Below are 26592 nucleotides of genomic sequence, written 5' to 3'. Positions count from 1 at the left end.
GCGAGAGGGTTTCGAAACACCTAATGCTCAGGCGTCGCGCAACCCCACCCCCATGGCGGCGCGTGCCTGCTCGGATTCCGAGGAAACGACCGGATAGGCGCAATAGTCCGCGGCATAATAGGCGCTCGGCCGATGATTGCCCGACCAGCCCACGCCGCCGAACGGTGCCGCCGAAGAGGCGCCGTTGGTCGGCTTGTTCCAGTTGACGATGCCGGCGCGGATATTCGCCCAGAACTGGTCGTAGAGCTTGGGATCCTGGCTCACCAGACTGGCGGACAGGCCATAGCGGGTGTCGTTCGCCTCGGCGATCGCCTCTTCGAAGCTGGTCTTGCGGAACACCTGGAGCACCGGGCCGAACAGTTCGACATCCACCTTCTCGCGCGCCTCGGTCATGTCGACCACGCCGGGGGTGAGGAAGGGCCTGTTCTCGATCGGCCGCTCCATGTGGCGCAGCGGTCGCCCGCCCATGGTGGAGAGCGCAAGGAAGCTCTCGGTGAGCATGTCGGCGGTGTTGTTGTCGATCACCGGGCCCATGAAGGGCTGGGGATCGGCGTGCGGCTCGCCGATGATCAGCCGGCCGATCAGCTTGTTGAGTTCCTCCATCAGCGGATCGAACAGCTTCTGGTCGACGATCAGCCGGCGCGCGGCGGTGCAGCGCTGGCCGGCGCTGGTGAAGGCGGACTGCACCACCAGCACCGCGGCGGAATAGATATCGGGCGCGTTCCACACCACGATGGGATTGTTGCCGCCCATTTCGAGCGCGAGGATCTTTTCGGGCCGCGCGGCGAACTGGCGGTTAAGCGCGATGCCGGTGTTCGCCGACCCTGTGAACAGCAGGCCGTCAATGTCCGGATGGCTTGCCAGCGCCTTGCCCTGGTCGGGCCCGCCGATCAGAAGGCGGACACAGCCCTCCGGAATGCCGGCGGCGCGGTAGCACTCGACGAGGAAGGCGCCGCTGGCCGGCGTCTTCTCGGAGGGCTTGAACACCACCGCATTGCCGGCCAGCAGCGCGGGCACGATATGGCCGTTGGGCAGGTGCGCCGGAAAGTTGTACGGGCCCAGCACCGCCAGCACGCCGTGCGGCTTGTGCCGGAGCGCGAGGCGCGTGTTCATCGGTGCCTCGATCCGGCGCTGGCCGGTGCGCTCCGAATAGCTGGTGACCGAGATATCGACCTTGGCGATCACCGTTTCGACCTCGGTGCGCGCTTCCCAGAGCGGCTTGCCGGTCTCGCGCGCGATCAGGTCGGTAAAGGCATCGGCCTTTTGGCGCACGACGTTGGCGAAGCGACGCAGCGCCTCGATCCGCACCGCAAGCGGCCTGGCGGCCCACTGCGCCCAACTGGCACGGGCGATCGCTACTTCGGCATCGGCATCCCCGATCGCATGACGCCAGAGTACGGCGCCCGTTGCGGGCTCGGTCGAAAGGAGTTCCTGGTCCGGCATGGGCCTTCTATTTTGTTGCTTCGTTGCCCCGTTATGTCCGCTCTTGCCCGATTTCTGAGCGCTAGGCCAGAGCCTCGCCCATTGCCCGAATGGCCGTAATCTTGGCGGTGAGCGGCGCCCAGTCGTCGCGATCGGCAATGGCGGACCAGAGCGATTCGACGACGTCGATGTGCATCCCGCAGGGGGCGCCGCGCCAGTAGGGGTGATCCCGGGATTTGCGCGGCCGATAGTTTGCGAGGTGACCGCGGACCGCGTCGAATTCGGCGCCATAGTGGTCGGGCAACTGCCCCCCGAAGGCATCGAAACAGAAAAGATCGAGCGGCGCGCCGCTCTGGTGCAGCGCCTTTTCCAGCGCTTCGGTGAGTGCCCGGTCGCTTGCCGCATCGCGCGGCTGGACGCCCAGGCGCCACAGGATCGCCCTGGCCTCCTCTCGCTGATAGGCGGGAGCGAAGCCCTCCAGCGCCTCGATCAGCGGCGCCTCCTCGGCGATCAGGCGCAGCGAGATGGCGAGCTGCATCACGTCCCAGTAGATCGCCTCGGGCTGGCGGCCGAAGGCGTAGAGTCCCTGATGATCGAAATAGGCGGCGATGAAGTGCGGCGCCCAGCTCGGGGCGAAGCGCCAGGGGCCGTAGTCGAAGCTCTCCCCGGTCACGTTGATATTGTCGCTGTTGAGCACGCCATGCACGAACCCCGCCGCCATGAACTGGCCGGCGAGCCGCGCAGTGCGCTGGACGACATGGGCGAGCAGCCGCTGCGGGGCATCCGGGCCATCCGGCTCCCCGAAATAGTGGCGAAGGACGTAGCCGGTGAGTTTTCGCAGCCCTCCCTCGTCCTGGAAATAGGCAAGGCGCTGGAACACGCCGATGCGGATATGGCCATGGTTGAGCCGCACCAGCACCGACGAACGGGTGGGCGAGGGCTCGTCGCCGCGATGGAGCGATTCGCCGGTCTCGATCAGCGAGAAGGTGCGGCTGGTCTCGACGCCGAGCGCTTCCAGCATCTCGGTCGCGAGGATCTCGCGCACGCCGCCCTTCAGCGTCAGCCGCCCGTCGCCGAAGCGGCTATAGGGGGTCTGGCCCGATCCCTTCGTGCCGAGGTCCATCAGCCGCCCGGCAGTGTCGGTCATCTGCGCGAACAGGAAGCCGCGGCCGTCGCCGATCTCGGGATTGTACACGCGGAACTGGTGGCCGTGATAGCGCAGCGCCAGCGGCTGGGGCAGGCTGCCCGGCAGGGGCTCGAACCGGCCGAAATGGGCGAGCCATTCGGCATCGCTCAGTCCTTCGAGCCCCACGCTCGCCGCCGCGCGGTCGTTGCGATAGCGCAGGATAGTCTGCGGGAAGGTCGCCGGGGTCACCGGATCGTAGAAGCCATCCCCGAGTTCGAGGATCGCCTGTTGCGGAGCGAAGGCCATGCGGCGATATGGGGCGCGATGGATGCTCGGCGCAACTACTCCGATGGCGTTTGGTGGTCGAAAGACGGCCTGCGGCTGCATTACCGCGACTATCCGGGCCGCGCCGACCGCCCGCCTTTGATCTGCTTCCCCGGCCTGACCCGCAACGCCCGCGACTTCGCCGATCTGGCCGTGCGGTTTTCGGGCGAATGGCGGGTGCTGTGCGTCGAGTTCCGCGGGCGCGGCGAGAGCGCCTATGCCAAGGACCCGATGAGCTATGTGCCGCTCACCTATCTGCAGGACGTCGAGGCGCTTCTAGCCGAGCTCAAGATCGACAAGTTCGTGGCGGTGGGCACCTCGCTCGGCGGCATCGTGACGATGCTGCTCGCGGCGACCGACGGCGGCAAGCTGGCCGGCGCGGTGCTGAACGATGTCGGCCCGGAGCTGAACCCGGCAGGACTGGCGCGGATCCGCACATATGTCGGCAAGCAGGTCTGGTATCCGACCTGGATGCATGCGGCGCGCGGCGTCGCCGAGGCCAATGCGGACGTCTATCCCGACTATGCGATCGAGGACTGGCTGGCGATGGCCAAGCGGCTCCACCGGGTGAACAGCCAGGGCCGCATCGTGCTCGACTATGACATGAAGATCGCCGAGCCGTTCCGCGTGCCCGGCAATGAGGCAGGCCCTGACATGTGGCCGACGATTGATGCGCTCGCCGGCCGCCCGCTGCTCGTGGTGCGCGGCGAACGCTCGGACATCCTGCGCGCCGAGACCGCCGAGAAGATGGTCGCGCGGGTGCCGGGGGCGGAGCTGGTAACGGTCGAGCGGGTAGGTCATGCCCCAACGCTCGACGAGCCGGCGGCAGTGGCGGGGATCGAGCGGCTGCTGGCGAAGGTAGCGGTGGCCGCAAACCCCCGCTAAACCCCGGCCCCCATGTCGATCCACATCCTCCATCTACATTCCACCTTCGCGCTCGGCGGCAAGGAAGCGCGGGCAGTGCAGCTGATGAACGCGTTCGGCGACCGCGCGCGGCACACCATCGTCTCGGCGATGCCCGACCAGCTCGGCGCCCGCGAGGCGATCGACCGCGGCATCAAGTACGAGATCGCGCTTGATCCGCCGCCGCTCACCGGCAAGCCTTCGGTCAAGCGCTACGAGCAGATCGCGCGGTTCATGCGGCGGTTCGACCTGGTGCTCACCTATAACTGGGGGGCGATCGACGGGGTGATGGCAGCGCGGGTGTTCGGCAAGGGCCTGCCGCCGATCATCCATCACGAGGACGGGTTCAACGCCGACGAGGCGGAGAAGCTGAGCACCGTCCGCAACATGTATCGCCGCATGGCGCTGCCGGCCGCGAACGCGCTGGTGGTGCCCTCGGAAAAGCTCGAACAGGTCGCGACCAAGTTCTGGAAGCAGCCGGCCGAGCGGCTGGTGCGGATCGCCAACGGCGTGCCGACGGCCCGTTACACCGGCCAGATCGATCCTTCGCTCCTGCCGATGCTGGAGAAGCGTCGGAAGGGCGAGGTGTTCATCGGCTGTCTGGCAGGCCTCCGGCCGGTCAAGGACCTGCCGATGCTGGTCCGCGCCGTCGCCGGCATGTCCTCGCGCTTCAAGCTTGTGATCCTGGGCGAGGGGCCCGAACGCCAGGCGATCCTCGATCAGGCCGAGGCGATGGCGGTGGAGGACCAGGTATTCCTGCCCGGCTTCGTCGCCAATCCGCATCGCTATCTGGGGCTGTTCGACCTGTTCGCGCTCTCGTCGAAGAGCGAGCAGGCGCCGGTTTCCGTCCTGGAGGCGATGGCCGCCGGGCTTCCCGTAATAGCTCCCCAGGTAGGGGATATTGCGGCGATGGTATCAGAGCCCAATCGGCGATATCTCTCGGCTGACAGGACCGAGGTGTCGCTGCGGGATCGGCTGGATCTGCTCGCGCAATATCCCGACGAGCGGAAGCGGGTAGGCGAGGCGAACCGCCTGCGCGCTGTCGCGTTGTACGACGAGGCCGAGATGGTCGCGGCCTATGCGCGGCTCTACGCCCAGGCGATGGGTCGGCCGGGCGTGCTGGGCTGAGACCGCGCCGGTACCATTTGTTACTCGCTTGTTGCGGCCGATCCGGCTAGCGTCGCGCGGCAATTTTTGTGGAGGCAATGTGTTCAAGGGTCTTTCGCCCATCAACTACAACGGTCGTGAAGTATGGCCGCTGGTCGAGGGTGGGAAGGGCGTCGCAGCGACCAACCATGCGAGCGCGGGGGCCTGGGCCGCCGCCGGCGGCATCGGCACGGTCAGCGCGGTCAACGCCGACAGCTATGACGCGGATGGCAAGATCATTCCGCAGATCTACCGTGCCCTCACGCGCCGCGAGCGTCATGAAGAGCTGATCCAGTACGCGATCGAAGGCGCCGTCCAGCAGGTAAAGCGCGCCTTCGAGATCGCCGGCGGCAAGGGCGCGATCAACATCAACGTGCTCTGGGAAATGGGCGGCGCGCAGCGCGTGCTGCAGGGCGTGCTGGAGCGCACCAAGGGCATGGTGGCCGGTGTCACCTGCGGCGCCGGCATGCCCTACAAGCTGAGCGAGATCGCCGCGCACCACGAGGTGAGCTACCTGCCGATCGTCAGTTCCGGCCGCGCCTTCCGCGCGCTGTGGAAGCGGGCATATTCGAAGGCGCAGGAATGGCTGGCAGCGGTGGTCTATGAGGACCCCTGGCTCGCCGGCGGCCATAACGGCCTGTCCAATGCCGAGGACCCGCGCGCCCCGCAGGATCCCTATCCGCGCGTCAAGGCGCTGCGCGATGTGATGCGCGAAGGCGGCCTGCCGGACAGCGTGCCGATCGTGATGGCCGGCGGCGTCTGGTACCTGCGCGACTGGAACGACTGGATCGACAATCCCGAGCTGGGCGCGATCGCCTTCCAGTTCGGCACCCGGCCGCTGCTGACGCAGGAAAGCCCGATCCCCGAGGGGTGGAAGGCCAAGCTGATGGAGATCGAGGAAGGCGATGTGCTGCTGCACCGCTTCTCGCCGACCGGCTTCTATTCCAGCGCGGTGCGCAACCCGTTCCTCCGCCACCTGGAAGCGCGCAGCGAGCGCCAGATCCCCTATTCGACCGAGGCGGCGGGGGATCACACCTTCCAGCTCGACGTGGGGGTGAAGGGCAAGAATTTCTGGGTGACGCGCAACGATCTGCTGCGCGCACGCGAATGGTATGGCCTCGGCTTCACCAGCGCGCTCAAGACGCCGGACAACACGCTGGTGTTCGTGACGAGCGAGGACCAGCAGATCATCCGCAAGGACCAGGCCGACTGCATGGGCTGCCTCAGCCAGTGCCAGTTCTCGTCCTGGGCGGATACGGAGACCAACTCGACCGGTCGCCTGGCCGATCCGCGCAGCTTCTGCATTCAAAAGACGCTGCAGGACATCGCCCATGGCGGCGATACCGACCAGAACCTGATGTTCGCGGGGCACGCCGCGTACAACTTCAAGCGCGATCCCTTCTATTCGAACGGGTTCGTGCCGACGGTGAAGCAGCTGGTCGATCGGATCCTGACCGGGGATTGATGGACACTTTTTAGCCCCTCCTCCTTGGAGGAGGGGTTGGGGTGGAGGGATTCCAGAACGCCTGTTGGGCTCTGCGAGACACAGCCCAACCCGCAACCCCTCCCCTGAAGGGGAGGGGCTTAAGTGCAGAATTTCAAAGCCACCCCTCGAACACCTGATCCGGCGGGCGATGCCCATCGGCCCAGCTGCGGATATTGGCGATCACCTTCATTCCCATGGCCTCGCGCGCCTCGAAGGTTGCCGAGCCGAGGTGTGGCAGCAGCACGACATTCTCCAGCGCCATCAGTCGCGGATCGACCTTGGGCTCGTCGACATAGACGTCGAGGCCCGCGCCGGCGATGCGACGGTCCTTTAGCGCCGCTACCAGCGCCTCGGGATTGACGATCTCGCCGCGCGCGGTGTTGATCAGCCAACCGTCGGGTCCGAGCAGGTCGAGCCGCCGTGCGTCGATCAGCCCACTGGTGGTTGCGGTGTGGGGCGTGTGGATCGTCAGGATGTCGATCGCCTCGAGCATGGCATCGAGATCCTCGTGATAGGTAGCCCCCAGCTGGTGCTCGAGCACCTCGTGCACCCGGTGCCGGCCGTGATAATGGATCTGCAGTCCGAAGGCGCGGGCGCGCTGCGCCACCGCCTGGCCGATCCGCCCCATGCCGAGGATGCCGAGCTTGCGCCCGCCGATCCGGTGCCCGCGCATGCTGGTCGGGCTCCAGCCGCGCCAGTCTCCCGAGCGGACCAGCTTGTCGCCCTCCACCAGCCGACGCGGCACCGCGAGGATCAGCGCCATCGCCATGTCGGCGGTGTCGTCGGTCAGCACGCCGGGCGTGTTGGTGACGATGATGCCGCGTGCGCGCGCCGCCTTCAGATCGATATGGCCGACGCCGGCGCCATAGTTGGCGATCAGCCGCAGTCGATCGGGTGCGGCGGCGAGCAGGTCGGCGGTGATCCGATCGGTGACGGTGGGAACGAGCACATCGGCGTCGGCCATGGCAGCCGCCAGCGTGGCGGCCTCCATCGGCGAATCGCCCGGATTGGGAATCGAGTCGAACAGCTCCGCCATCCGCGCTTCGCTGGCCTGGGGCAGCGCGCGGGTGATGAGCACCCGGGGGCGGGACGGTCGCTTGGGATCGGCCATGACACCGGCTTGGCGGGTGGCGGGGGCGCAGTCAACGGTTGAAGCGTGGCGCGTGCTGGCCGATAGACGACCCATGCAGCAGTGGCGTTTCTCGATCGGACTTTCGGCCCTGGCGCTCGTCGCGCTGGCTACCCCCGCATATGCCGAGCGCAAGCCGCCTTATTATGCCAGCTTGAAGGCGAGCAAGGCGCGGATGCGCACCGGGCCGGGACGCAACTATCCCACCAACTGGTTCTATCAGCGCCGCAGCCTGCCGCTGAAGGTGATCGCGAGCTACGGCGCCTGGCTGAAGGTGCGCGATCCCGACGGCGCCGAGGGCTGGATGCAGGCCAATCTGCTCGAGGACAAGCGCACCGCGATCGTTGCCGGCGGCGTGGCCGAACTGCACAGCGGCCCGTCGAGGGATTCGCACATCAGCTGGCGTGCGGCGCCGGGTGTGGTCGGCAAGATCAGCGCCTGCAGCGGCGGCTGGTGCTGGTTCGATGCCGGCGGGCGGGCGGGCTATGTCGAGCAGGCACGGATCTGGGGAACCGATCCCGGCGAGACAGTGCGGTAATCCTCGTCTCTAAGCCCCTTCTCCTTGGAGAAGGGGGGTGGGTGGAGATATTCCAGACCAGAAATTGGTCTCTGTGAGACACTGCCCCACCCCAAACCCCTCCCCTGAAGGGGAGGGGCTATAGTTCGCTTCAATCCATCAGTTCCACCGCCACGGCGGTTGCTTCCCCGCCGCCGATGCACAGCGAGGCCAGCCCGCGCTTCTGCCCCCTGGTCTCCAGTGCCGAGAGCAGCGTCGCCAGTACCCGCGCGCCGCTCGCGCCGATCGGGTGGCCCAGCGCGCATGCGCCGCCGTGGATGTTCACCGCATCATGGCTGAGGCCGAGCTCCTGCATCGCGATCATCGTCACGCAGGCAAAGGCTTCGTTGACCTCGAACAGGTCGACGTCGCCGGTCTCCCAGCCCGCTTTCTCCAGCGCCTTGCGCATCGCGAACACCGGCGCAGTGGTAAAGCGCGCGGGCGCATGGGCGTGGGCCGCGTGGCTGACGATCCGGGCGATCGGCGTAAGGCCCAGCTTCTCGGCAACCGAAGCGCGTGCCAGCACCAGCGCCGCCGCACCGTCCGAGATCGACGAGGCATTGGCGGCGGTGATCGTGCCGTCCTTGGCGAAGGCCGGCTTGAGCGTCGGGATCTTCGCCGGATCGGCCTTGGTCGGCTGCTCGTCGAGCGACACCGTCGTCACCCCCTTTCGGCCCTGGAGCTCGACGGGAACGATCTCGCGATCGAACGCGCCGCTGGTTTGGGCAGCCTTGGCCCGCTCCAGGCTGGCGATGGCGAAGGCGTCCTGCGCCTCGCGGGTGAACTGATATTCCTTCGCGGTCTCCTCGGCGAAGCTGCCCATCAGGCGGCCGGGTTCATAGGCATCTTCCAGCCCGTCGAGGAACATGTGGTCCTTGAGAACGTCGTGACCGATCCGCGCGCCACTGCGGTGGCGCATCGACAGGTAGGGCGCATTGGTCATGCTCTCCATGCCGCCGGCGATCAGCAGGTCGACCGAACCGGCGGCCAGCGCCTCGGCCGCCATGATCGTCGCCTGCATGCCCGATCCGCACATCTTGTTGATCGTCGTCGCCTCGATGTGCTGCGGTAGCCCTGCCTTGAGCGCGGCCTGGCGGGCGGGGGCCTGGCCGAGCCCGGCGGGCAGCACGCAGCCCATATAGATGCGCTCGATGGCCTCGCCCTTCAGCCCGGCGCGCTCGACCGCGGCGCCGACGGCAGTGGCGCCCAGATCGGTGGCGGAAGCATCGGCGAGGCTGCCCTGGAAGCTGCCCATCGGCGTGCGGGCATAGGACAGGATCACGATAGGATCGGCGGACATAAAGGCTCCTCTCGGGTGTTTGCCGGGGATCTAGGGGGCCAGCGCCCGGTTTGCAAAAGCCATCGCACTCCCGCAGGAAGGGCATCGTGCGTGCACCTTCTCGATCTTCGCAAATGGGGCGCCTCGATCAGCGGGACGATTGCGGCCTTCCTTGGTTCGCTCGATCGCGGGCGGCGGCCGACCGTCTGGGGCGTGGTGCTGTTCGCGGGATCCCGCCTCTGCCGGATCACCGCCGACATGCCCTTGTGGAGCCGGAAGCCGGTGCTGTTCCGCATCGATCCGTTCGGCGTCTATCGTTATCCGATCCGCAAGCGGCCGCCGCGTGACGGCGATGGAGATCTGGGGGTGGCCGGTGCTGCTGAGCGCGCTCGGCGCCGTGTTCGGCAGCTTCATCGCCACGCTGGCGATTCGCTGGCCCGAAGGCCGGAGCACCATTATCGGGCGATCGGCCTGCGATGCCTGCGGCACGACGCTGCGCCCGGCGGAACTGGTGCCTGTGGTCAGCTATATCGTGCAGCGCGGCCGCTGCGGCCGCTGTTCGGCGCCGATCGCGCGGAGCCACTGGTATACCGAGCTGATCGGGCTGGCGATCGGGGGGGGGGCGGGCCTGCTCGCCCCCGGTGCCGAAGGGGCGGCCGGCGCGGTGTTCGGCTGGCTGCTGCTGGCGCTGGCAGCGCTGGACCTCGCCGCGTTCTGGTTGCCCAACGCGCTGAATGCGACGCTTGCCCTGTGCGGCCTGGCGGCGGGTGCAAGCGGGCTGAATCCGCCCGTGGCGGCGCGCCTGATCGGCGGCGGCGCCGGATTCGCGCTGCTGTGGCTGGTCGCGCAGGTCTACAAAGCGCTGCGCGGACGGCAGGGATTGGGCGGTGGGGACCCCAAGCTGTTCGGCGCGATCGGCTGTTGGCTGGGATGGCAGGCGCTGCCGCTGGTGCTGCTTGCGGCCAGCCTGATCGGCCTGGCGGCTGTGCTCGGGTTTATCAGCGCAGGTCGACGGGTGCGTGCGACCGACCGGCTGCCCTTCGGGGTAATGCTGGCCGCCGGTGCATGGGCGGTATGGATCGGCGGGCAACTCGTCCCGCCGCAGCTGACATTTTCATTCGGTGTACCGGTCGAACTCCAGCTCAGCTATGCAGAGCATTGATCCGCCGTCGGCGGTAGGCGAAAAAAAAGGCCGCCCCGGAGGACGGCCTTTGAAAGTCTTAGGAGAGGATGCCTGAAAGGCCCGATCTTTCTGCATCGCACAGGCTTGTGCTGCAAGTGCGAACTGTTACCGGTATCATTGCAAAATTTGCAACCTGCCAGCGTTGTCACGTTCAAAATGGTTAATCAGGGTTGAGGAGGGTGGATGACTGCGTTGAAATTGAACGACTTTTTGCCGTACCGCATGTCCATTGCCTCCAATGCGGTTTCGGACGCGGTGGCCACTGCGTACCGGAACCTTTTCGGTTTGCGCATTCCGGAATGGCGACTCGTTGCGGTGCTGGCGGAGGGCGGGGCGATGAGTCAGCAGGCGCTGTGCGGCCGCACCCGGATGGACAAGGTGACGGTGAGCCGGGCGGCGATCGGCCTGGTGGAGCGAGGCCTGATTGCCCGCGCGGCAAACCCGAGCGACCAGCGATCGCATCTCGTGGCGCTCACCCCAGAGGGGTGGCAGCTGTACGAACAGGTGGCGCCCAAGGCACTGGAACTCGAACGCCGCCTGTTCGAGAGCTTTACGGAGGTGGAGAAGACGCAGCTCGCCGCCATGCTGGCGCGGATCGAGGCGGCGGCTACGGCGTTCGACGGGGGTTGATCGGCGCATAGCCCCTCGCGTAAGCAGGGCAGGCCCTCCCCAGGCGTGTAGCGAAGAACCGCAAGGAGGACTCCGTAATGACGTATGTGGACCGCGCCGGACTGAAGGTTGCAACGACGCTGGCGCGCTTCGTGGAAGAGGCGGTGCTGCCGCCGCTCGACCTTGCGCCGGAGGTCTTCTGGGCGGGAGCCGCAGAAATCTTCGCGCGGTTTGCGCCGGAAAATCGGGCATTGCTGGCGAAGCGCGATGCACTTCAGGCCGCGATCGACGCCCGGTTGATCGCCGGCAACACCGCCGACGAAGCCTTTCTGCGCGAGATCGGCTATCTCGTGCCCGAACCTGCGCCCTTCACCATCGCCACGACCGGGGTCGACGCCGAGATCGCCACCCTTGCCGGGCCGCAATTGGTGGTTCCGGCGCTCAACGCCCGCTTCGTGCTCAATGCGGCCAATGCGCGCTGGGGCAGCCTGTACGATGCGCTCTACGGCACCGATGCCATCCCCGGATCCCCCCAGCCCGGTGGCTATGATGCGAAGCGGGGTGCGCAGGTCATCGCCTGGGCGCGCACGTTCCTCGATGAGGTCCTGCCGGGCGCTACCGAGATCGGCAGCATCGCCGAGGATGCGCGGCAGACGATCACCTATCGTGGGGCGAACGGCCTGCACTTCGCGATCGTCCGCGATCCCGCCCATCCGATCGGCAAGGACGATCCCGAGCATGTCGCCGATGTGCTGCTCGAATCGGCGCTGACCGCGATCATCGACCTGGAGGACTCGGTCGCCGCGGTCGATGCCGAGGACAAGGTGCTTGGCTATACCAACTGGCTGGGGCTGATGCGCGGGGACCTGGCCGAGACGTTCGAGAAGAACGGCCACAGCCGCACCCGCACGCTCGCGCCCGATCGCATGCTGGCGGACGGCACCACGCTGCCGGGACGCGCGTTGCTGCTGGTCCGCAATGTCGGGCATCTGATGACCACGCCGGCGGTGCTGCTGGCGGATGGCAGCGAGGCGCCGGAAGGCATCCTCGACGCGATCGTCACCGGCGCGATCGGACTGCACGACGTGCGTGGACTCGGCCGCTACCGCAACAGCCGCGCGGGCGCGATCTACGTCGTCAAGCCGAAGATGCACGGACCGGAGGAGTGTGCGTTCACCGACCGGCTCTACGGCGCGGTCGAGACGCTGCTCGGCCTGGCCCCGAACACGATCAAGATCGGGCTGATGGACGAGGAGCGCCGCACCTCGGCCAACCTCGCCGCCTGCATTCACGCGCTGAGGGACCGGCTGTTCTTCATCAACACGGGCTTTCTCGATCGCACCGGCGACGAGATTCACACCAGCATGCGCGCCGGGGCGATGGTCCCCAAGGGCGAGATGAAGGCGGCCCGCTGGATCGCCGCCTATGAGGCGCGGAATGTCCGGATCGGGCTCGATTGCGGGTTGGCCGGGCGCGCCCAGATCGGCAAGGGCATGTGGGCGGCGCCCGACCGCATGGCGGACATGCTCGCCCAGAAGATCGCGCATCCGAAGAGTGGTGCGACCACCGCCTGGGTGCCGAGCCCCACCGCGGCAACGCTGCACGCCACGCATTATCACCAGGTCGACGTCGCCGCCTGCCAGCGTGCGCTGCCGGCCGCGTTTCCGCCGCTGGCGGATCTGCTGACCGTGCCGCTGGCCGGTGGGCGCGATTGGGCCGACGAGGAGATCGAGCGCGAATTGGACAACAACGCCCAGGGGATCCTCGGCTATGTCGTCCGCTGGATCGACCAGGGCGTCGGCTGCTCCAAGGTGCCGGACATCCACGATGTCGGGCTGATGGAAGACCGCGCGACGCTGCGCATCTCCTCGCAGCATATCGCCAACTGGCTGCTGCACGGCGTCGCCACGCCGGCGCAGGTCGATGCGGCGTTGCAGCGCATGGCGGCGAAGGTGGATGCGCAGAATGCCGGCGATCCACTGTACCAGCCGATGGCAGGCCGGGAGCGCGAAAGCCTCGCCTATCAGGCGGCGCGGGCGCTGATCTTCGACGGCGTAGACCAGCCGAACGGCTATACCGAGCCGTTGTTGCACCGCTTTCGCGTCCGTACCAAGGCGCTAGAGCCTTGCGTTTGATCGCGCGCATTGCTTGGAGCGACGCATCGGGGGAGCAAAATCGGCAACAGGCCGTTACGGAGGGGGGCGGGCCGGAATAGAACGCGGCTCCCGGAGGAGGCGCGTGGTTAAAGGGGTTCGGGTTGTTTGGGTCGCCGCGATTGCAGGGGCGAGCTTTTTGCCCGCAATTGCCCATGCCCAGCTGAACGATCCGAAGCCGGGTCAGGGCGCGCCGCAACCGGCGCCGCCCGCCGCCGAGCCTGGGACCTCCGGGGACGCGAAGCAGGCTGCGCCGATCGTCCCGGACAAGGCGTTCGAGGAAGCGCTCCCCAAGCTCAGCGACGATATCAACGCGCCGCTGGAGCCGTTGAACGCGTTCGACAAGAAGGGCGCCGCAGCCGGTCAGGCGGCGCAGCCGAACAATCCCGCGGCTCCCGCGCCGATTCCGTCAACGCCCACCGCACCGTCGACCGGGGAGCAGGGCTTCGCGCCTGCGGGTCCCGAGGCAGCGGAGCTCACGGCGCCGCTGCCGCCGCTCGCCGACTTCAAGGTCCAGCCGGTCGGCGAGACGCCGGACGACAGCGAGAAGGCGCCGGCCATCCGCTATACCACCGAAGTGACCGGCCTGGACGGGCTGCGCCTCGATGGGCAGTTCCGGCAACTGTCGGCGCTCCAGCACGGCAAGGGCAAAGCCGCGAACGCCGCGATGGTCTCTGCCCGCGCGCGCGAGGACGAGAAGCTGGCGCTGCGGCTGATGAAGTCGCTCGGCTATTATGATGCGACCGCGGCATCGTCGATCACGCAGGATCCGCCGAACTCCGGCACGGTGAAGGCAAGCATCACCGCGTCGCCGGGCAAGCTCTATCGCCTGGGCGCGATCCGGATCGAGAGCGATCCCACCGCTCCGCCGGGCCTGCTCGATCGCGAGCTGAACCTCAACCCGGGCGACCCCATCCAGGCCGATCGCGTGCTGGCGGCCGAGGCGAACGTCTCCCTCCGGATGCCGCAGCAGGGTTACCCGTTCATCGAGCTCGGCCAGCGCGACATCGTGCTCGACGATGCCACGCACACCGGCGATTATACCCTGCCGGTCACACTGGGTCCGCGCGCCAGCTTCGGGCAGATCCAGACGGCGGGGACCCGCCAGGTGTTCACGCCCGAGCATATCAGCATCTTCCGCCGCTACCGCGACGGCGCGATCTACGACAGCCGCAAGGTCGATGATCTGCGCCAGGCGCTGATTGCGACGGGACTGTTTTCCACCGTCTCGGTCGAACCGCAGCGTACCGGCAAGCCGGGGCCCGACGGTACCGAGCAGGTCGACCTCCTCGTCCGCCAGGTTGCGGGCAAACCGCGGACGCTAGCAGGCGAACTCGGCTACAGCACGGGGCAGGGCATCAAGCTCCAGGCGAGCTGGGCGCACCGCAACCTGTTCCCGCCCGAAGGTGCGCTGACGGTCAGCAGCATTCTAGGTACGCAGGAGCAGGCGTTGACCACCACGTTCCGCCGCTCCAACGCCGGGCAGCGTGACCGGACGCTGCTCATCACGGCGGGGCTTAACCACAGCGACTATGATGCCTTCGAAGCGTTCACGTCGACGCTGTCGGTCCGCATCTCGCGCGATTCGACGCCGATCTGGCAGAAGCGCTGGACCTACTATTACGGCGCCGAGCTCGTCGGATCGAACGAGGACCGGTATAATTATGAGGCCGGCAAGCGCGATCGCGGCACTTGGCTGATCGCCGCCATCCCGGCGTTCCTCGGCTATGATACCTCGGACGACCTGCTCAATCCGACGCGCGGCTATCGCATCAAGGGCAATCTGAGCGCGGAGACGTCGGTCCGCGGGCAGGTGCGGCCGTATGCCCGGATGATGCTGGAGGTGGATGGCTATTACCCGATCACCAGCAGCATCGTGATTGCCGGACGCGCGCGTGTGGGCTCGATCAACGGCGTTTCGCGCGACGACCTGCCACCCTCTCGGCGCTATTATGGCGGCGGGGGCGGCTCGGTCCGCGGCTTCGGCTATCAGGAGCTTGGGCCGCGCTCGCCGGACGACAAGCCGGTGGGCGGCCGCGCGTTCAACGAGTTCGGTATCGAGGCGCGCTACCGCTTCGGTAATTACGGCATCGTCCCCTTCCTCGATGCGGGACAGGTCTATGAGGGCGTGACGCCCACCGGCCGCAACTTGCGCTTCGGCGCCGGCATCGGCGGCCGGCTCTACACCAATTTTGGGCCGCTCCGCATCGACGTGGCGACCCCGATCGCGCGCAAGAAGAACGAATCCAAGATCGCGCTCTACATCTCGATCGGACAGGCATTCTGATGGTGGACGACGTGCCTGAAACCGAGACCGTGACGGTAGTGCGCACCGGCAGGCCGCTGTGGGTGAAGATCGTGCAGTGGGTGGCGCTGGGGCTGGTGTCGCTCGCCGCGCTGGCGGGACTTGCCGTGCTCGGCCTCGACACCCAGCCGGGGCGGCGGTTGATCGCCGATCAGCTCGGCAAGCTGCAGCTGGAATCCGGGCTTGGGTTCCGCATCGGGCGCATCGAGGGCTCGATCTACGGCGCGATGGTCCTGCGCGACGTGCGGGTGAGCGACACCAAGGGCGTGTTCGCCACCGCGCAGGAGATCAAGATCGACTGGCGCCCGCTGTCCTACCTCAAGAACCGGATCGACATCCGCAACCTGGAGAGCCCGGAAATTCGCCTGGCGCGGCTTCCCGAGCTCAAGCCCTCGAGCGATCCCAACGCCCCTCTGCTACCCGATCTCAATATTGACATTGCCCGATTGAACGTCGCGCGGATCGACATCGCGCCTGCCGTCGACGGCCAGCGCCACATCGCGCGGCTGAGCGGCGCTGCGCATCTGTCCGACGGGCGGGCGCAGATCCTGGCCGATGCCGGGACGATCGCCGCGCGGGACGTTGCCGGCGGCGACCGGCTGTCGCTCAAGCTGGACGCGGTGCCGGCTGCCAATCGGTTGGACATCGACCTCCGTCTCGATGCGCCCAAGGGCGGGCTCGTTGCCGGTCTCGCCAAGCTGCAAGCGCCGCTCGTCGCCAGCGTGCAGGGAGCAGGGGACTGGAAGCATTGGCAGGGCAAGGGCCTCGCCACGCTGGGCGGCCGCAACCTCGCCGATCTCGGGGTGACGGCCGACAATGGCCGCTTCCAGATCCGCGGCATGACCCATCCTGGGCTCTACATGGCAGGCCCGGTGGCGCGGCTGACCGCGCCCGGCCTGCGCCTCGACACCGATTTCCGCTGGGCGGACCGCAAAGCCGACGGCGTGATCAAGCTCCAGTCCGATGCGCTCTCCGCGCAGGCGCAGGGCCTGGTCGACCTCGGCAACAACCAGTTCCACGGCGTGCATGTCGATGCGCTGCTGCTCAAGCCCGGCACGATCGCCCCGAAGCTGGTCGGCCGATCGGTGCGTGCCTCGCTGGCGCTGGAGGGCGCGTTCGCGACGCCGATGGTCGATTACAAGCTGTCCGCCGGCGCGATCGGCTTTGGCGAGACGGTGGTGGAGCAGCTCTACGCCGAGGGCCGCGCACGGGTGGACTCCGATCGCATCCTGGTGCCGGTGCGCGCCAGGGCGGCGCGCGTCTCTGGCCTCAACGCGGCGGCCGGCGGGCTGGTCACCAACGTGACGGTGAACGGCGATCTTGCCATCTCCGGCAGCCGGATCCTGTCGGACAATCTCCGGCTGAAATCGGACAAGATCGACGCCACCGCGATCGTTGCCGCCGACATGGCCAAGGGCCGCTACACCGGCGCGCTCAAGGGGCGGATCAACGACTATACCATCGCCGGCGTCGGCGTGGTCGATCTCAACACCGATGCCGAGCTGTACACCGCCCCCGGCGGCGGCTGGGGTATCCGCGGCAAGGTGGCAGGGCGCAGCCGCAAGCTGTTCAACGAAGGGGTGCGCAACTTCCTCGGCGGCAACACCGTCGTCTCGGCGCGCCTCAACCTCGATCCCAAGGGCGTTATCGGCATTGCCGACGTGCGGATGCGTGCGCCGCAGTTCCGCGTGCTGCGCGGGCAGGGGACCTATGACCCCGCCGGGCCGATCCGCCTGACCGCCGATGCGGTCTCCGATCAATATGGCCCGCTCAGCGCCCGCGTGACCGGCACGCTCAACGCACCGCAGCTGCTACTCCGCGCCGAAAAGCCGGGGCTGGGCGTCGGCCTCGCCAAGGTCGAGGCCAAGGTGGTCGGTCGCGGCGATGCCTATGCCGTCACCGCCACCGGCGAGAGCAACTATGGTCCGTTCAGCGCCGATGTCCTCGTGCGCACCGGCAAGGCGCTGGCCATCCAGGTCAATGCCGCCAAGTTCGCGGGCATGGACATTGCCGGCCAGCTCCAGGCGACGCCGGCGGGGCCGTTCGCCGGCCAGCTGACCTTCCGGGGCTCCGGCATCGACGGCGTCGCCACGCTGGCGGCAGAGGGCAAGTTCCAGCGTGCCGATGTTCGCGCGACGGCGGACAATGCCGCCATTCCCGGCGTATCCGAGCTGACCATCGGCCGGGCGGTCGCCAATGCCAGCATCGTCCTTGCGGATCAGCCGCAGGTCGTCGCCGACGTCCAGATCGCCAACCTCAAGCGCGGCGAGTTCCTGCTGCGCACGGCGCGCGCCAAGATCGACTATCGCGGCGGCAACGGCACGGTGCAGGCGGTGGCGAGCGGGTCTTCGGGCGTCGCCTTCGACGTGGCGCTCAATGGCCGGATGACGCCGGACCTCTGGACGGCGGCGCTGCAGGGCCAGGCAAGCGGGGTGAAGTTCCACACCTCCACGCCGGCCCGGGTCGCCGTCGAGAAGGGCGTCTATCGCCTGCTGCCGACGCAGATCGACTTCGACCAGGGCAGCGTCCGCCTCGCCGGGCGCTACGGCGACGGCACCGTGCTGCAGGCACGGCTCGACAAGCTCGACCTGGCGATCATCAACGCCTTCGTGCCCGATCTCGGCATCGGCGGCACCGCGACCGGCAGCCTGGATTTTGCCCAGACCTCGCCGGACGCGTTCCCCAGCGCCGATGCGCGGCTGGAGATCGACGACCTCACCCGCTCCAGCCTGGTGCGCGTTTCGGCGCCGGTGCACATCAGCATGGTCGGCAAGCTGCTGCCCGACGGCGGTGATCTTCGCGCGCTGATCCGCCAGGGGAGCACCACGATCGGCCGTGTGGTCACCACGCTGCGTCCGCTCGGCCCCGGCGCCGGCAGCTGGACCGAACGGCTGATGGCGGCCCCGCTTTCCGGTGGCATCCGCTACAACGGCCCGGCAGCCTTGCCCTTCGCCTTTGCCGGGCTGCCCAACCAGCAGCTGACCGGCCCGATCGGCATGGCGGCGGACTTTAGCGGCCGGGTCGATCGCCCGCAGCTCAACGGCGTGGTGCGGGCGGACAACCTCACCTATGACAATGAAGGCACCGGCACCCGGCTGACCAACCTGAAGATCGACGGCCAGTTCTCCAACGACGCCTTCGTCCTCAACCAGCTGAGCGCGCGTGCCGGCAATGGCAGCGTCAGCGCGAGCGGCCGGGTGGGCCTGTCGTCGGCGGACAATTTCCCGATGGCGATCACCGTGAAGTTCGACGACGCCCGGCTCGCTCGCAGCGAGGCGCTGGGGGCGACGGCGACCGGCACGCTGACGATCACCAAGAGCGCCGACGTCCAGAAGATCGAAGGCCAGATCAACATTCCGGAAGCGAACTACCAGATCATCCGCCAGGGTGCCGCGGAGATCCCGGAGCTGACCGGCGTGCGCCGCAAGGGCGATCTCGACCCGAACCAGCAGGCGCAGGCAAAGAAGCCGGCGCGTGCCTTCGGCAATTTCGACCTCGCCATTCGCGTTCGCGCACAAAATCGCCTGATGGTCAGCGGCATGGGCCTCGAATCCGAATGGCAGGCCAACATCACGATCGGCGGTACCACGCTCAACCCGCAGGTCCGCGGCACGATGGAAGTGGTGCGCGGCACCTACAGCTTCGCCAGCCGCCGGTTCGACCTGACCAAGGGCGTGATCAGCTTCCAGGGGGCGGAGCTGACCAACCCGACGATCGACATTTCGGCGAGCACCACGGCGGAGGGCGTGACCGCGATCCTCAACATCACCGGCACCGCGCAGAAGCCGCAGATCGCCTTCACCTCCAATCCCGCGCTGCCGCAGGACGAGGTGCTCTCGCGGCTGTTCTTCGGCACCAACGTGACCAATCTCTCCGCCACCGAGGCAATCCAGCTGGCCGCCGCGCTCAATTCGCTGCGGGCGACCGGTGGCGGGCTCAACCCGCTCGGTCAGCTCAAGTCCGCAACCGGCATCGATCGGCTGCGGGTGCTGGGCGCCGACGACACGACGGGGCGCGGCACCTCTCTGGCGGCGGGCAAGTACATCACGCGCAATATCTATATCGAGATCATCACCGATGCCCGCGGCTTTACCGCGACGCAGCTGGAAGTCTCGCTGTCGCGTGCGCTCAGTGTATTGTCGCAGACCAGTTCGTTCGGCGGCTCGGGTGCAACGCTCCGATACTCGCGGGATTATTGAGGTGGCGCGCCGGCAATAGTCGTGCAACCATGCCTCCAGGAGAGGCAGAACATGCGCGAACATTTCGACGTTCTCGTGGTCGGCGCAGGCTTGTCGGGGATCGGGGCAGGCTATCACCTGCAGACCGATTGTCCCGGCCGCACCTATGCTATCCTCGAAGGGCGCGAGCGGATGGGGGGCACCTGGGACCTGTTCCGCTACCCCGGCATCCGTTCGGATTCGGACATGCACACGCTGGGCTTCTCATTCCGTCCCTGGACCGAGGCAAAGGCGATCGCCGACGGCGATGCGATCCTGCGCTATCTGGAAGATACCGCGCGCGACTTCGGCATCGATCGGCACATTCGTTATCGCCACAAGGTGACGGCCGCCGCCTGGTCGAGCGACGAGGCGTTGTGGACGGTGACGGTGGAGACCGACGGCCGCACCCGCCAGTTCAGCTGCAGCTTCCTGTTCCTGTGCGCCGGCTATTACAACTACGCCCGTGGCTATCTGCCCGATTTCGCCGGGCGTGAGGCGTTTCAGGGCCGCATCGTACACCCGCAATTCTGGACGCCGGACATCGACTATGCGGGCAAGCGCGTCGTCGTGATCGGCAGCGGCGCCACCGCGGTGACGCTGGTGCCCGAACTCGCCAAGCAGGCCGCGCACGTCACCATGCTGCAGCGCTCGCCCACCTATATCGTCGCGCGCCCGTCGCAGGACGGGATCGCCAACTGGCTGCGGCGGCATCTGCCGGCGAAGAGCGCCTACAGCCTCACCCGCTGGAAGAACGTGCTGCTCACCCAATATTTCTACGCGCTCGCCCGCAAGCACCCTGCCAAGGCGAAGGAGCGGCTGGTCGAGATGGTCCGCTGCGAACTGGGGCCCGACTATGACGTCGGCACCCACTTCACCCCCAGCTACAATCCGTGGGACCAGCGACTGTGCCTGGTGCCCGACGCCGATCTGTTCGCCGCGATCCGCGAGGGCCGTGCCGAGGTGGTGACCGATCGGATCGATCGCTTCACCGCCCAGGGCCTGCGGCTGCAATCGGGGCGCGAACTGCCCGCCGATCTGGTGGTCGCGGCAACGGGGCTGGAGGTGCAGCTGATGGGCGGCGTGCCGGTGACGGTGGACGGTCGGGCTGTCGATTGGGCCGATCGGCTGGCCTACAAGGGCATGATGTTTTCGGGCGTGCCCAACTTCGCCATGGCGTTCGGCTATACCAACGCCAGCTGGACGCTGAAGGCCGACCTGACTGCCCGCTATGTCGCGCGACTGCTCAACGCGATGGCCAAGCGCGGCATGCGCCAGGTGACACCGCAGCCGAGCACGCCGGTGGAGGCACAGCCCTTCCTCGACTTCACCTCGGGCTATGTCCAGCGCGCGCTGGCGCTGCTGCCGCGCCAGGGGCATCGCAAGCCCTGGCGGGTGCACCAGAGCTACACGCGCGATCTGATGGCACTGAAGTTCGGCAGCATCGACGACGAGATGGTGTTCTCGAACCCGGAACCGGCGAAGCGGGCGGCGGCGTAGATCGGCGTTGGAGGGGCGCGAGCTTCCCAATTTGGATCGGTTGCGAATTACTTGGGCTGATGGAAGACCGCTTGCTTGCGATGCCGTTGGCCTACTCGATTATGCGACTACCGCCGGCGATGACGGCCGTGAGGTGAATGCCTTCGGCATCCGAGACACGGCGTTCTCGAACGGCGGCTAACCACCCATAATCCCCCGTCCATTGCACCAAGCTGCGCGCTACCCTGCGAGGTTCGACCTACCCGAGCAGCGCCCGCGCCGAAGCCACGCCGGTCTTGTACGCGCCGTGCACCGTCGAGAATTCACTGGTCGAGCACGCTTCGCCTGCGAAGCGGATGCGCGGATCGATCGGGGTTGCCAGCACCTGGCGGGCGGCAGCGCGGCCGGGGAGGGCGTGGCTGTAGCCGCCGCGGATATGGGTCTCGCGGCTCCAGGCAGAGCCCGCGAGCAGCCGCAGCCGCCGGCGCCACTGGCCGCCGAGCAGCGCGCACAGTTCCTCGATCGCGAAATCGGCGGCACCCTGCAGGCCCCGCTCGGCCATTTCGCGCGCGCCGTCGCCGCCGAACATCGCCTCGATCACCGGACGGCCGAACGGCCGCAGCGTGTAGGTGCCGGTGATCACGTTGCGCGGATCGCCGAGCAGATGCGCGTTGGCGTCGAGTTCGTCCTCGCCATGGTCGATCGCCAGGAACAGCTTGTCGGCCATTCCCAGCGGCAGCGCGGCGGCGGCGTGCAGCACCGCGTCATGGCCGCCGATCGCGATTGCACCGCGCGCCAGCACATCGGTGGAGACGGTGACGATCACCTGCGCGGCGGTGAGCGTGCCGCGCGGCGTTTCGATCTTCAGCGATGTGCCGGACCGATCGATCGCCGTTACCGGCGTTGCCAGGGCGGTCCGCAGTCCGTACGCCTGGGCTGCGACCAGCGCGCCATAGCCCGCGGGCACACGCCAATCGGTTTCGGTCGCGGCGTCCTCATAGGCGAGGTAGTCGGCAATCGAGAGCTTGGCGGTATCGGTCCCGTTGACGAAGCCGCTGACCGTATCGATCCATACGCTCCAGGGGCTGCCCGCCACCAGCGCCGCCCCGGCCCGGTCGCCTGGGGGCGGATCGTCGCGCAGCCGCGTTTCGAACGCTTCGAATGCTGCCGCGGCGGCGCGCTGCTCGCTCTTGGCGAAGCCGAGGCCGCGCCATTGCTCGCGCCAGCGCGGCAGCGTTTGGTCGAGCGCGAAGCCGTGCAGGGCGGCGATTTTCACCCAGGGATTTTGCTCGGCCGAATGGAGCCATCCGGCCCCCAGATCGAGCGCCATGCCGTCGACATGCTCGGTCCGCGCCCGCCCGCCCAGCCGTGTATCGGCCTCGACCAGCAGCACCGCCTTGCCCGCATCGGCCAGCGTTCGCGCGGCGCCGATGCCCGCTGCGCCGCCGCCGATTACGATCACGTCGAGGTTCTGCATGGGCATCGAACGCCCGATCAGGCCGGTCGGCTGCGTAGCAGCGCCGAACGCAGACACTCGCATACGAGTTGGTCGCGTTGATTGTGCATCTGGTGCCGCCAGGTGACGATGCCCTGGCCGGGGCGCGATTTGCTGACACGCAGTTCCACGACTTCCGAGCTGGCGCGCAGCGTATCGCCCAGGAACACTGGCGCCGGCATGGTCAGCTTGTCATAACCGAGATTGGCGACCAGCGAGCCCGCGGTGGTGTCCGCCACGCTGATGCCGATCATCAGGCTGAACGTGTAGGTGCCGTTGACGAGGATCTGGCCGAATTCTGAGGCGCGGGCCGCCTCGGCGTCCAAATGCAGCGGCTGGGTATTGTGGGTGAGCGTGGTGAACAGGAGATTGTCGGTCTCCGTCACCGTGCGTCGCAGGGCATGCTCGATACGATCGCCGAGCTGCCATTCGTCGAAGAAACGCGCCATCTATCCCAGGTCCTGATCCAGTTTCAGCTTGAAGCCGAAATGGCTCTTGGTCCAGCCGAGCTTTTCGTAGAAGCGGTGCGCATCGAGCCGGTCCCGCATCGACATCAGCTGGACCAGGCGGCAGCCCCGGCCGCGGCATTGTTCCACCGCCCATTCTATCATGTCGCCGCCAAGTCCTTGGCCGCGCAGGCTGGAGGCGATCCGTACCGCCTCGATCTGGCCCCGCCGTGCACCGTGAAAAGCGATGCCGGGCAGGAAGCTCAGCTGCATCGTGCCGACCACCACACCGTCCCGTTCTGCGACAATCAGGCGCTGATTGGGATCGGAATCCAGATCCACAAAGGCCATTTCGTAGCGCGGATCGAGCGGCAGCGAAGCATCCTCGCGGCCCCGGCTGAGGTCGTCATCGTCCAGCAGTGCGACGATGGCGGGCAGATCGGCGAGGGTTGCGTCGCGGAAGATCATGCCGCCTTCTCCACGCGGACGAGCAGGCTGCCCTCGGTCACCTGGCCGCCGGCAGTGACCGGCAGCTCGGCGACGGTGCCGTCGAACGGGGCGGTGAGCGCATGCTCCATCTTCATTGCTTCCAGCGTGACGAGCCGCTGGCCCTTGGTGACCTGCGCGCCGGGGGCGACGTCCACCGCGGTGATTCGCCCGGGCATCGGAGCGAGCAGGGCGCCGTCACCGGCCGCGGTGCCGCTCGTCGGACCGACGCGTGCCGGGGATGCGAGGAACGACAGGCCGTCATCGTTTACCGCCACCCCGTCGGTCACCGGCTCGGCAATGACCGTGGCCGTCCGCCAACTGGCGGGCAGTTCGGTAACATGGACCTTCCCGTCGACGGCCACGGCGACACGGCGGTTCTGAGCGGCATTCACGCGAAGCCCCAGGGCGCCGCGCCACGGATTGGGTTGCGGTGCTCCCAGCAAATCGTCGTCGCAGCCGTGCAGCATGGTGGGTTCGCCCCGATATTCCTGGACAATCAGTGCGGCGGCGGCCTGCTTGATCATGTCGTCGGTCGGCTCGGCCGGGGGCAGCAGCACGTCGCCTTTCTCGGCGATGAAGCCGGTATTGATGTGCGCTGCTCGGAAGTCCGCGTCATCCAGCGCCCGCCAGAGAAACGGGGCGTTGGTCTTGACGGGAAAGATGTCGGTCGCGGCGCAAGCCTGGGCGAGCGCCTCGCAAGCTTCGACACGGCTTTCCGCATGCACCACGATCTTGGCGATCATCGGATCGTAGAAGCCGGTGATCTCTGCGCCTTCGTACACGCCGGTTTCATAGCGCACCTCTGGCGACGGGCGGAAGATCTCGAGCCGGCCCACGCTCGGCAGGAACCCCTTGGCTGGATCCTCGGCGTACAGCCGCGCTTCCATCGCCCAGCCGTTGATCGACAACTCCTCCTGCCGCTTGGGCAGCGGCTCGCCACTGGCGACGCGGAGCTGCCACTCCACGAGGTCGACGCCGGTGATCTCCTCGGTCACCGGATGCTCGACCTGGAGCCGCGTGTTCATCTCCATGAACCAGATCCGGTCGGCACGCAGGCCCTCGCCGGCGTCGGCGATGAACTCGATCGTGCCGGCGCCGACATAGTCGACTGCCTTTGCGGCCCGCACCGCCGCCGCGCAGATCGCCTCGCGCGTCTCGGCATCCATGCCGGGGGCGGGGGCTTCCTCGATCACCTTCTGGTGGCGGCGCTGGAGCGAGCAGTCGCGTTCGAAAAGGTGGACGACATTGCCATGGCCGTCGCCGAACACCTGCACCTCGATGTGCCGGGGCGAGAGGATGTACTTCTCGAGCAGCACCCGGTCGTCGCCGAAGGAGGAGGCGGCCTCGCGCTTGCAGCTGGCGAGCGCGTCGGCGAACTCCGCGGCGCTTTCCACCCGCCGCATCCCCTTGCCGCCGCCGCCCGCCACCGCCTTGATCAGCACCGGATAGCCGATCGCGTCCGCCTCGGCCTGGAGCCGCTCGGGGCGCTGGTCCTCGCCGAGATAACCGGGCGTGACCGGTACCCCCGCCGCGATCATCCGCGCCTTGGCGGCGTCCTTGAGGCCCATTGCACGGATGCTGTCGGGCTTCGGCCCGACCCAGACCAGCCCGGCGGCGAGCACCGCCTCGGCGAACTCGGCGTTCTCGGACAGGAAGCCATAGCCGGGGTGGATGGCCTCGGCGCCGGTTGCCTTGGCCGCAGCGATGATCCTCTCGCCCACCAGATAGCTCTCGCGCGCCGGGGACGGGCCGATATGCACTGCTTCATCGGCCTGGCGGACGTGGAGCGCGTTGGCGTCGGCGTCCGAATAGACCGCTACGGTCCGGATGCCCATCGCGCGGGCGGTGCGGAGGATGCGGCAGGCGATTTCGCCGCGATTGGCGATGAGCAGGGACTGGATCACGGGTGGCGCTCCGGAAAGCCGTGGCGGGTGTGGAGCGCGGCGAGCACGCTCTCGATGTCGTTGGCGAAGCCGCCCTCGGCAAAGGCGAGCGCGGGGAGGTTCTGGTTTTCCTCGCCCAACCGCGCCACCACCGCCGCGCGGGGGCGGGACCAGGGAACGCGGACCACGTCGATGGCCGCGGCGCGCGCCGGGAAGGCGGCGAGCAGGCCCTCGACCGTGATGCAGTCCTTGCAGTAGAAGCGGCGCGTGCCGCCAAAAGCGGGATCGGCCCAATCGGTGTCGAGGACGAACAGCGTGTCGCGGCTCATTCGGCGCATCCCGTGGTGCGAGAGGTCCAGGCGAGGCTGGCGATCTTCCAGGCGCCGTTCTCGCGCACCAGGCTGAAATGATCGGTTCCGCAGTGATGCACCTTGCCGTTCAGCCGGAACACGTACGGCGCCCACACCATCGCGAGGTCGCCGTCGATCTCGACCGCGGGGCTGGAGATGCGCTCGTCGAACGTCTCCGGGCCGGGCTGGAAGCGGGCGAGCAGTTCGGCGTTGGTCAGGGTGCGCACGGTGCTGGGGCCACCGGCGGCTTCGGTGACGATCGTTGCGCTCGCGCTCGGGCGGAGGACGGCACCGATCGCCGCGGCATCACGGGTGTTGATCCCGCCCAGCAGCTTGTCGACGGTCGCCAGCACCGCGCGCTCGTCGCTGCCGTCGGGCGGGGCGAGCGGGTTGGCGGGCGGGAGCTTGGCCGGCGAGGGCATGCTGCGCGGCGGGTTGGCAGCGGGCGGCGGCAGGCCGGCGGTCTGCGGGGCCAGGGTTAGGGCGAAGAGGGTCAGGAACATGTGGTTCAACCTCTAGTCAAGTCCTCCCCCAGCTTGCTGGGGGGAGGGGGACCATGCGAAGCATGGTGGAGGGGCGCGCGAAGCGCGAAAGGGGGAGGCGATGCTCAAG

20 protein-coding genes are annotated in these 26592 nt (G+C 67.8%); 10 read left to right on the top strand and 10 right to left on the bottom strand.

Features of this window, described 5'->3' with window-relative positions; all coding sequences use genetic code 11:
- Positions 1-27: 27 nt before the first annotated feature.
- The gene (gene astD / locus QZ814_RS01815; protein WP_294329353.1) at positions 28-1443 is read right to left on the bottom strand and encodes a succinylglutamate-semialdehyde dehydrogenase; all 1416 of its coding nucleotides are present in this window, start codon (positions 1441-1443) and stop codon (positions 28-30) included.
- Between the two features lie 61 nt (positions 1444-1504).
- Positions 1505-2854, bottom strand: coding sequence for a protein adenylyltransferase SelO family protein (locus QZ814_RS01810; RefSeq protein WP_294329352.1), 1350 nt, complete (start codon positions 2852-2854; stop codon positions 1505-1507).
- An 18-nt stretch (positions 2855-2872) separates the two neighbouring features.
- Here QZ814_RS01810 and QZ814_RS01805 point away from each other — a divergent pair, with 18 nt between their 5' ends.
- The 3 genes from QZ814_RS01805 to QZ814_RS01795 all read left to right on the top strand — a co-directional run bounded on the left by QZ814_RS01805 (position 2873) and on the right by QZ814_RS01795 (position 6386).
- Positions 2873-3757, top strand: coding sequence for an alpha/beta hydrolase (locus tag QZ814_RS01805; RefSeq protein WP_294329351.1), 885 nt, complete (start codon positions 2873-2875; stop codon positions 3755-3757).
- 12 nt (positions 3758-3769) lie between these two features.
- Positions 3770-4903 carry a glycosyltransferase gene (locus QZ814_RS01800; RefSeq protein WP_294329350.1) on the top strand — a complete coding sequence of 378 codons (1134 nt, stop codon included), beginning with the start codon at positions 3770-3772 and terminating at the stop codon, positions 4901-4903.
- 79 nt (positions 4904-4982) lie between these two features.
- Positions 4983-6386, top strand: coding sequence for a nitronate monooxygenase (locus tag QZ814_RS01795; protein WP_294329349.1), 1404 nt, complete (start codon positions 4983-4985; stop codon positions 6384-6386).
- Positions 6387-6519: 133 nt separating this feature from the next.
- On the opposite strand, the gene QZ814_RS01790 is transcribed toward QZ814_RS01795, so the two are convergent.
- Positions 6520-7518: a D-glycerate dehydrogenase gene (locus QZ814_RS01790; RefSeq protein ID WP_294329348.1), complete on the bottom strand. Its 999-nt coding sequence runs from the start codon at positions 7516-7518 to the stop codon at positions 6520-6522.
- Between the two features lie 73 nt (positions 7519-7591).
- Between QZ814_RS01790 and QZ814_RS01785 the strand changes: the two genes are divergently transcribed.
- Complete coding sequence (locus tag QZ814_RS01785; RefSeq protein WP_294329347.1) at positions 7592-8074, top strand: SH3 domain-containing protein; 483 nt, start codon at positions 7592-7594, stop codon at positions 8072-8074.
- A 130-nt stretch (positions 8075-8204) separates the two neighbouring features.
- Here QZ814_RS01785 and QZ814_RS01780 read toward each other — a convergent pair whose 3' ends face one another.
- Positions 8205-9392, bottom strand: a complete 1188-nt coding sequence (locus QZ814_RS01780; protein WP_294329346.1) for an acetyl-CoA C-acyltransferase — start codon at positions 9390-9392, stop codon at positions 8205-8207.
- Between the two features lie 331 nt (positions 9393-9723).
- On the opposite strand from QZ814_RS01780, the gene QZ814_RS01775 reads away from it, so the two are divergent.
- The 6 genes from QZ814_RS01775 to QZ814_RS01750 all read left to right on the top strand — a co-directional run bounded on the left by QZ814_RS01775 (position 9724) and on the right by QZ814_RS01750 (position 21338).
- Positions 9724-10533, top strand: a complete 810-nt coding sequence (locus QZ814_RS01775) for an A24 family peptidase (protein WP_294329345.1) — start codon at positions 9724-9726, stop codon at positions 10531-10533.
- 204 nt (positions 10534-10737) lie between these two features.
- On the top strand, positions 10738-11184 hold the full coding sequence (locus tag QZ814_RS01770) for a MarR family transcriptional regulator (protein WP_294329344.1): 447 nt from the start codon (positions 10738-10740) through the stop codon (positions 11182-11184).
- 77 nt (positions 11185-11261) lie between these two features.
- Positions 11262-13298 carry a malate synthase G gene (locus QZ814_RS01765; RefSeq protein ID WP_294329343.1) on the top strand — a complete coding sequence of 679 codons (2037 nt, stop codon included), beginning with the start codon at positions 11262-11264 and terminating at the stop codon, positions 13296-13298.
- Between the two features lie 157 nt (positions 13299-13455).
- Positions 13456-15603: a BamA/TamA family outer membrane protein gene (locus tag QZ814_RS01760; RefSeq protein ID WP_294329342.1), complete on the top strand. Its 2148-nt coding sequence runs from the start codon at positions 13456-13458 to the stop codon at positions 15601-15603.
- The gene (locus QZ814_RS01755) at positions 15603-19820 is read left to right on the top strand and encodes a translocation/assembly module TamB domain-containing protein (protein WP_294329341.1); all 4218 of its coding nucleotides are present in this window, start codon (positions 15603-15605) and stop codon (positions 19818-19820) included. The genes QZ814_RS01760 and QZ814_RS01755 overlap by 1 nt, the downstream gene beginning before the upstream one ends.
- Before the next feature lie 51 nt (positions 19821-19871).
- Positions 19872-21338 (top strand): NAD(P)/FAD-dependent oxidoreductase, encoded by a 1467-nt coding sequence (locus QZ814_RS01750; RefSeq protein ID WP_294329340.1) that lies wholly within the window; start codon positions 19872-19874, stop codon positions 21336-21338.
- A gap of 238 nt (positions 21339-21576) precedes the next feature.
- Here the strand turns inward: QZ814_RS01750 and QZ814_RS01745 are convergent, their stop codons facing one another.
- Genes QZ814_RS01745 through QZ814_RS01720 form a run of 6 tightly spaced genes read right to left on the bottom strand, consistent with a single transcriptional unit; the run spans position 21577 to position 26483 of the window.
- Complete coding sequence (locus QZ814_RS01745; protein WP_294329339.1) at positions 21577-22800, bottom strand: NAD(P)/FAD-dependent oxidoreductase; 1224 nt, start codon at positions 22798-22800, stop codon at positions 21577-21579.
- Between the two features lie 11 nt (positions 22801-22811).
- Positions 22812-23261 carry a MaoC family dehydratase gene (locus QZ814_RS01740; protein WP_294329338.1) on the bottom strand — a complete coding sequence of 150 codons (450 nt, stop codon included), beginning with the start codon at positions 23259-23261 and terminating at the stop codon, positions 22812-22814.
- Positions 23262-23726: a GNAT family N-acetyltransferase gene (locus QZ814_RS01735; RefSeq protein WP_294329337.1), complete on the bottom strand. Its 465-nt coding sequence runs from the start codon at positions 23724-23726 to the stop codon at positions 23262-23264.
- Positions 23723-25651 (bottom strand): acetyl/propionyl/methylcrotonyl-CoA carboxylase subunit alpha, encoded by a 1929-nt coding sequence (locus tag QZ814_RS01730; RefSeq protein ID WP_294329336.1) that lies wholly within the window; start codon positions 25649-25651, stop codon positions 23723-23725. Before QZ814_RS01730 ends, QZ814_RS01735 begins: the two co-directional genes overlap by 4 nt.
- Positions 25648-25959 (bottom strand): DUF3088 family protein, encoded by a 312-nt coding sequence (locus tag QZ814_RS01725; RefSeq protein ID WP_294329335.1) that lies wholly within the window; start codon positions 25957-25959, stop codon positions 25648-25650. Before QZ814_RS01725 ends, QZ814_RS01730 begins: the two co-directional genes overlap by 4 nt.
- Positions 25956-26483 carry a nuclear transport factor 2 family protein gene (locus tag QZ814_RS01720; RefSeq protein WP_294329334.1) on the bottom strand — a complete coding sequence of 176 codons (528 nt, stop codon included), beginning with the start codon at positions 26481-26483 and terminating at the stop codon, positions 25956-25958. The genes QZ814_RS01725 and QZ814_RS01720 overlap by 4 nt, the downstream gene beginning before the upstream one ends.
- Between the last annotated feature and the right edge of the window lie 109 nt (positions 26484-26592).

Source organism: uncultured Sphingomonas sp. (assembly GCF_913777625.1).
Taxonomy (GTDB): Bacteria; Pseudomonadota; Alphaproteobacteria; order Sphingomonadales; family Sphingomonadaceae; genus Sphingomonas.
This window is presented reverse-complemented; position numbering and strand designations above follow the sequence as displayed.

Excerpts from the sequence above, each read along its gene's own strand:
- astD (WP_294329353.1), bottom strand. The coding sequence starts at position 1,443 with ATGCCGGACCAGGAACTCCTTTCGACCGAGCCCGCAACGGGCGCCGTA.
- QZ814_RS01810 (WP_294329352.1), bottom strand. The coding sequence starts at position 2,854 with ATGGCCTTCGCTCCGCAACAGGCGATCCTCGAACTCGGGGATGGCTTC.
- QZ814_RS01805 (WP_294329351.1), top strand. The coding sequence starts at position 2,873 with ATGGATGCTCGGCGCAACTACTCCGATGGCGTTTGGTGGTCGAAAGAC.
- QZ814_RS01800 (WP_294329350.1), top strand. The coding sequence starts at position 3,770 with ATGTCGATCCACATCCTCCATCTACATTCCACCTTCGCGCTCGGCGGC.
- QZ814_RS01790 (WP_294329348.1), bottom strand. The coding sequence starts at position 7,518 with ATGGCCGATCCCAAGCGACCGTCCCGCCCCCGGGTGCTCATCACCCGC.
- QZ814_RS01785 (WP_294329347.1), top strand. The coding sequence starts at position 7,592 with ATGCAGCAGTGGCGTTTCTCGATCGGACTTTCGGCCCTGGCGCTCGTC.
- QZ814_RS01780 (WP_294329346.1), bottom strand. The coding sequence starts at position 9,392 with ATGTCCGCCGATCCTATCGTGATCCTGTCCTATGCCCGCACGCCGATG.
- QZ814_RS01775 (WP_294329345.1), top strand. The coding sequence starts at position 9,724 with ATGGAGATCTGGGGGTGGCCGGTGCTGCTGAGCGCGCTCGGCGCCGTG.
- QZ814_RS01770 (WP_294329344.1), top strand. The coding sequence starts at position 10,738 with ATGACTGCGTTGAAATTGAACGACTTTTTGCCGTACCGCATGTCCATT.
- QZ814_RS01765 (WP_294329343.1), top strand. The coding sequence starts at position 11,262 with ATGACGTATGTGGACCGCGCCGGACTGAAGGTTGCAACGACGCTGGCG.
- QZ814_RS01755 (WP_294329341.1), top strand. The coding sequence starts at position 15,603 with ATGGTGGACGACGTGCCTGAAACCGAGACCGTGACGGTAGTGCGCACC.
- QZ814_RS01750 (WP_294329340.1), top strand. The coding sequence starts at position 19,872 with ATGCGCGAACATTTCGACGTTCTCGTGGTCGGCGCAGGCTTGTCGGGG.
- QZ814_RS01745 (WP_294329339.1), bottom strand. The coding sequence starts at position 22,800 with ATGCCCATGCAGAACCTCGACGTGATCGTAATCGGCGGCGGCGCAGCG.
- QZ814_RS01740 (WP_294329338.1), bottom strand. The coding sequence starts at position 23,261 with ATGGCGCGTTTCTTCGACGAATGGCAGCTCGGCGATCGTATCGAGCAT.
- QZ814_RS01735 (WP_294329337.1), bottom strand. The coding sequence starts at position 23,726 with ATGATCTTCCGCGACGCAACCCTCGCCGATCTGCCCGCCATCGTCGCA.
- QZ814_RS01725 (WP_294329335.1), bottom strand. The coding sequence starts at position 25,959 with ATGAGCCGCGACACGCTGTTCGTCCTCGACACCGATTGGGCCGATCCC.
- QZ814_RS01720 (WP_294329334.1), bottom strand. The coding sequence starts at position 26,483 with ATGTTCCTGACCCTCTTCGCCCTAACCCTGGCCCCGCAGACCGCCGGC.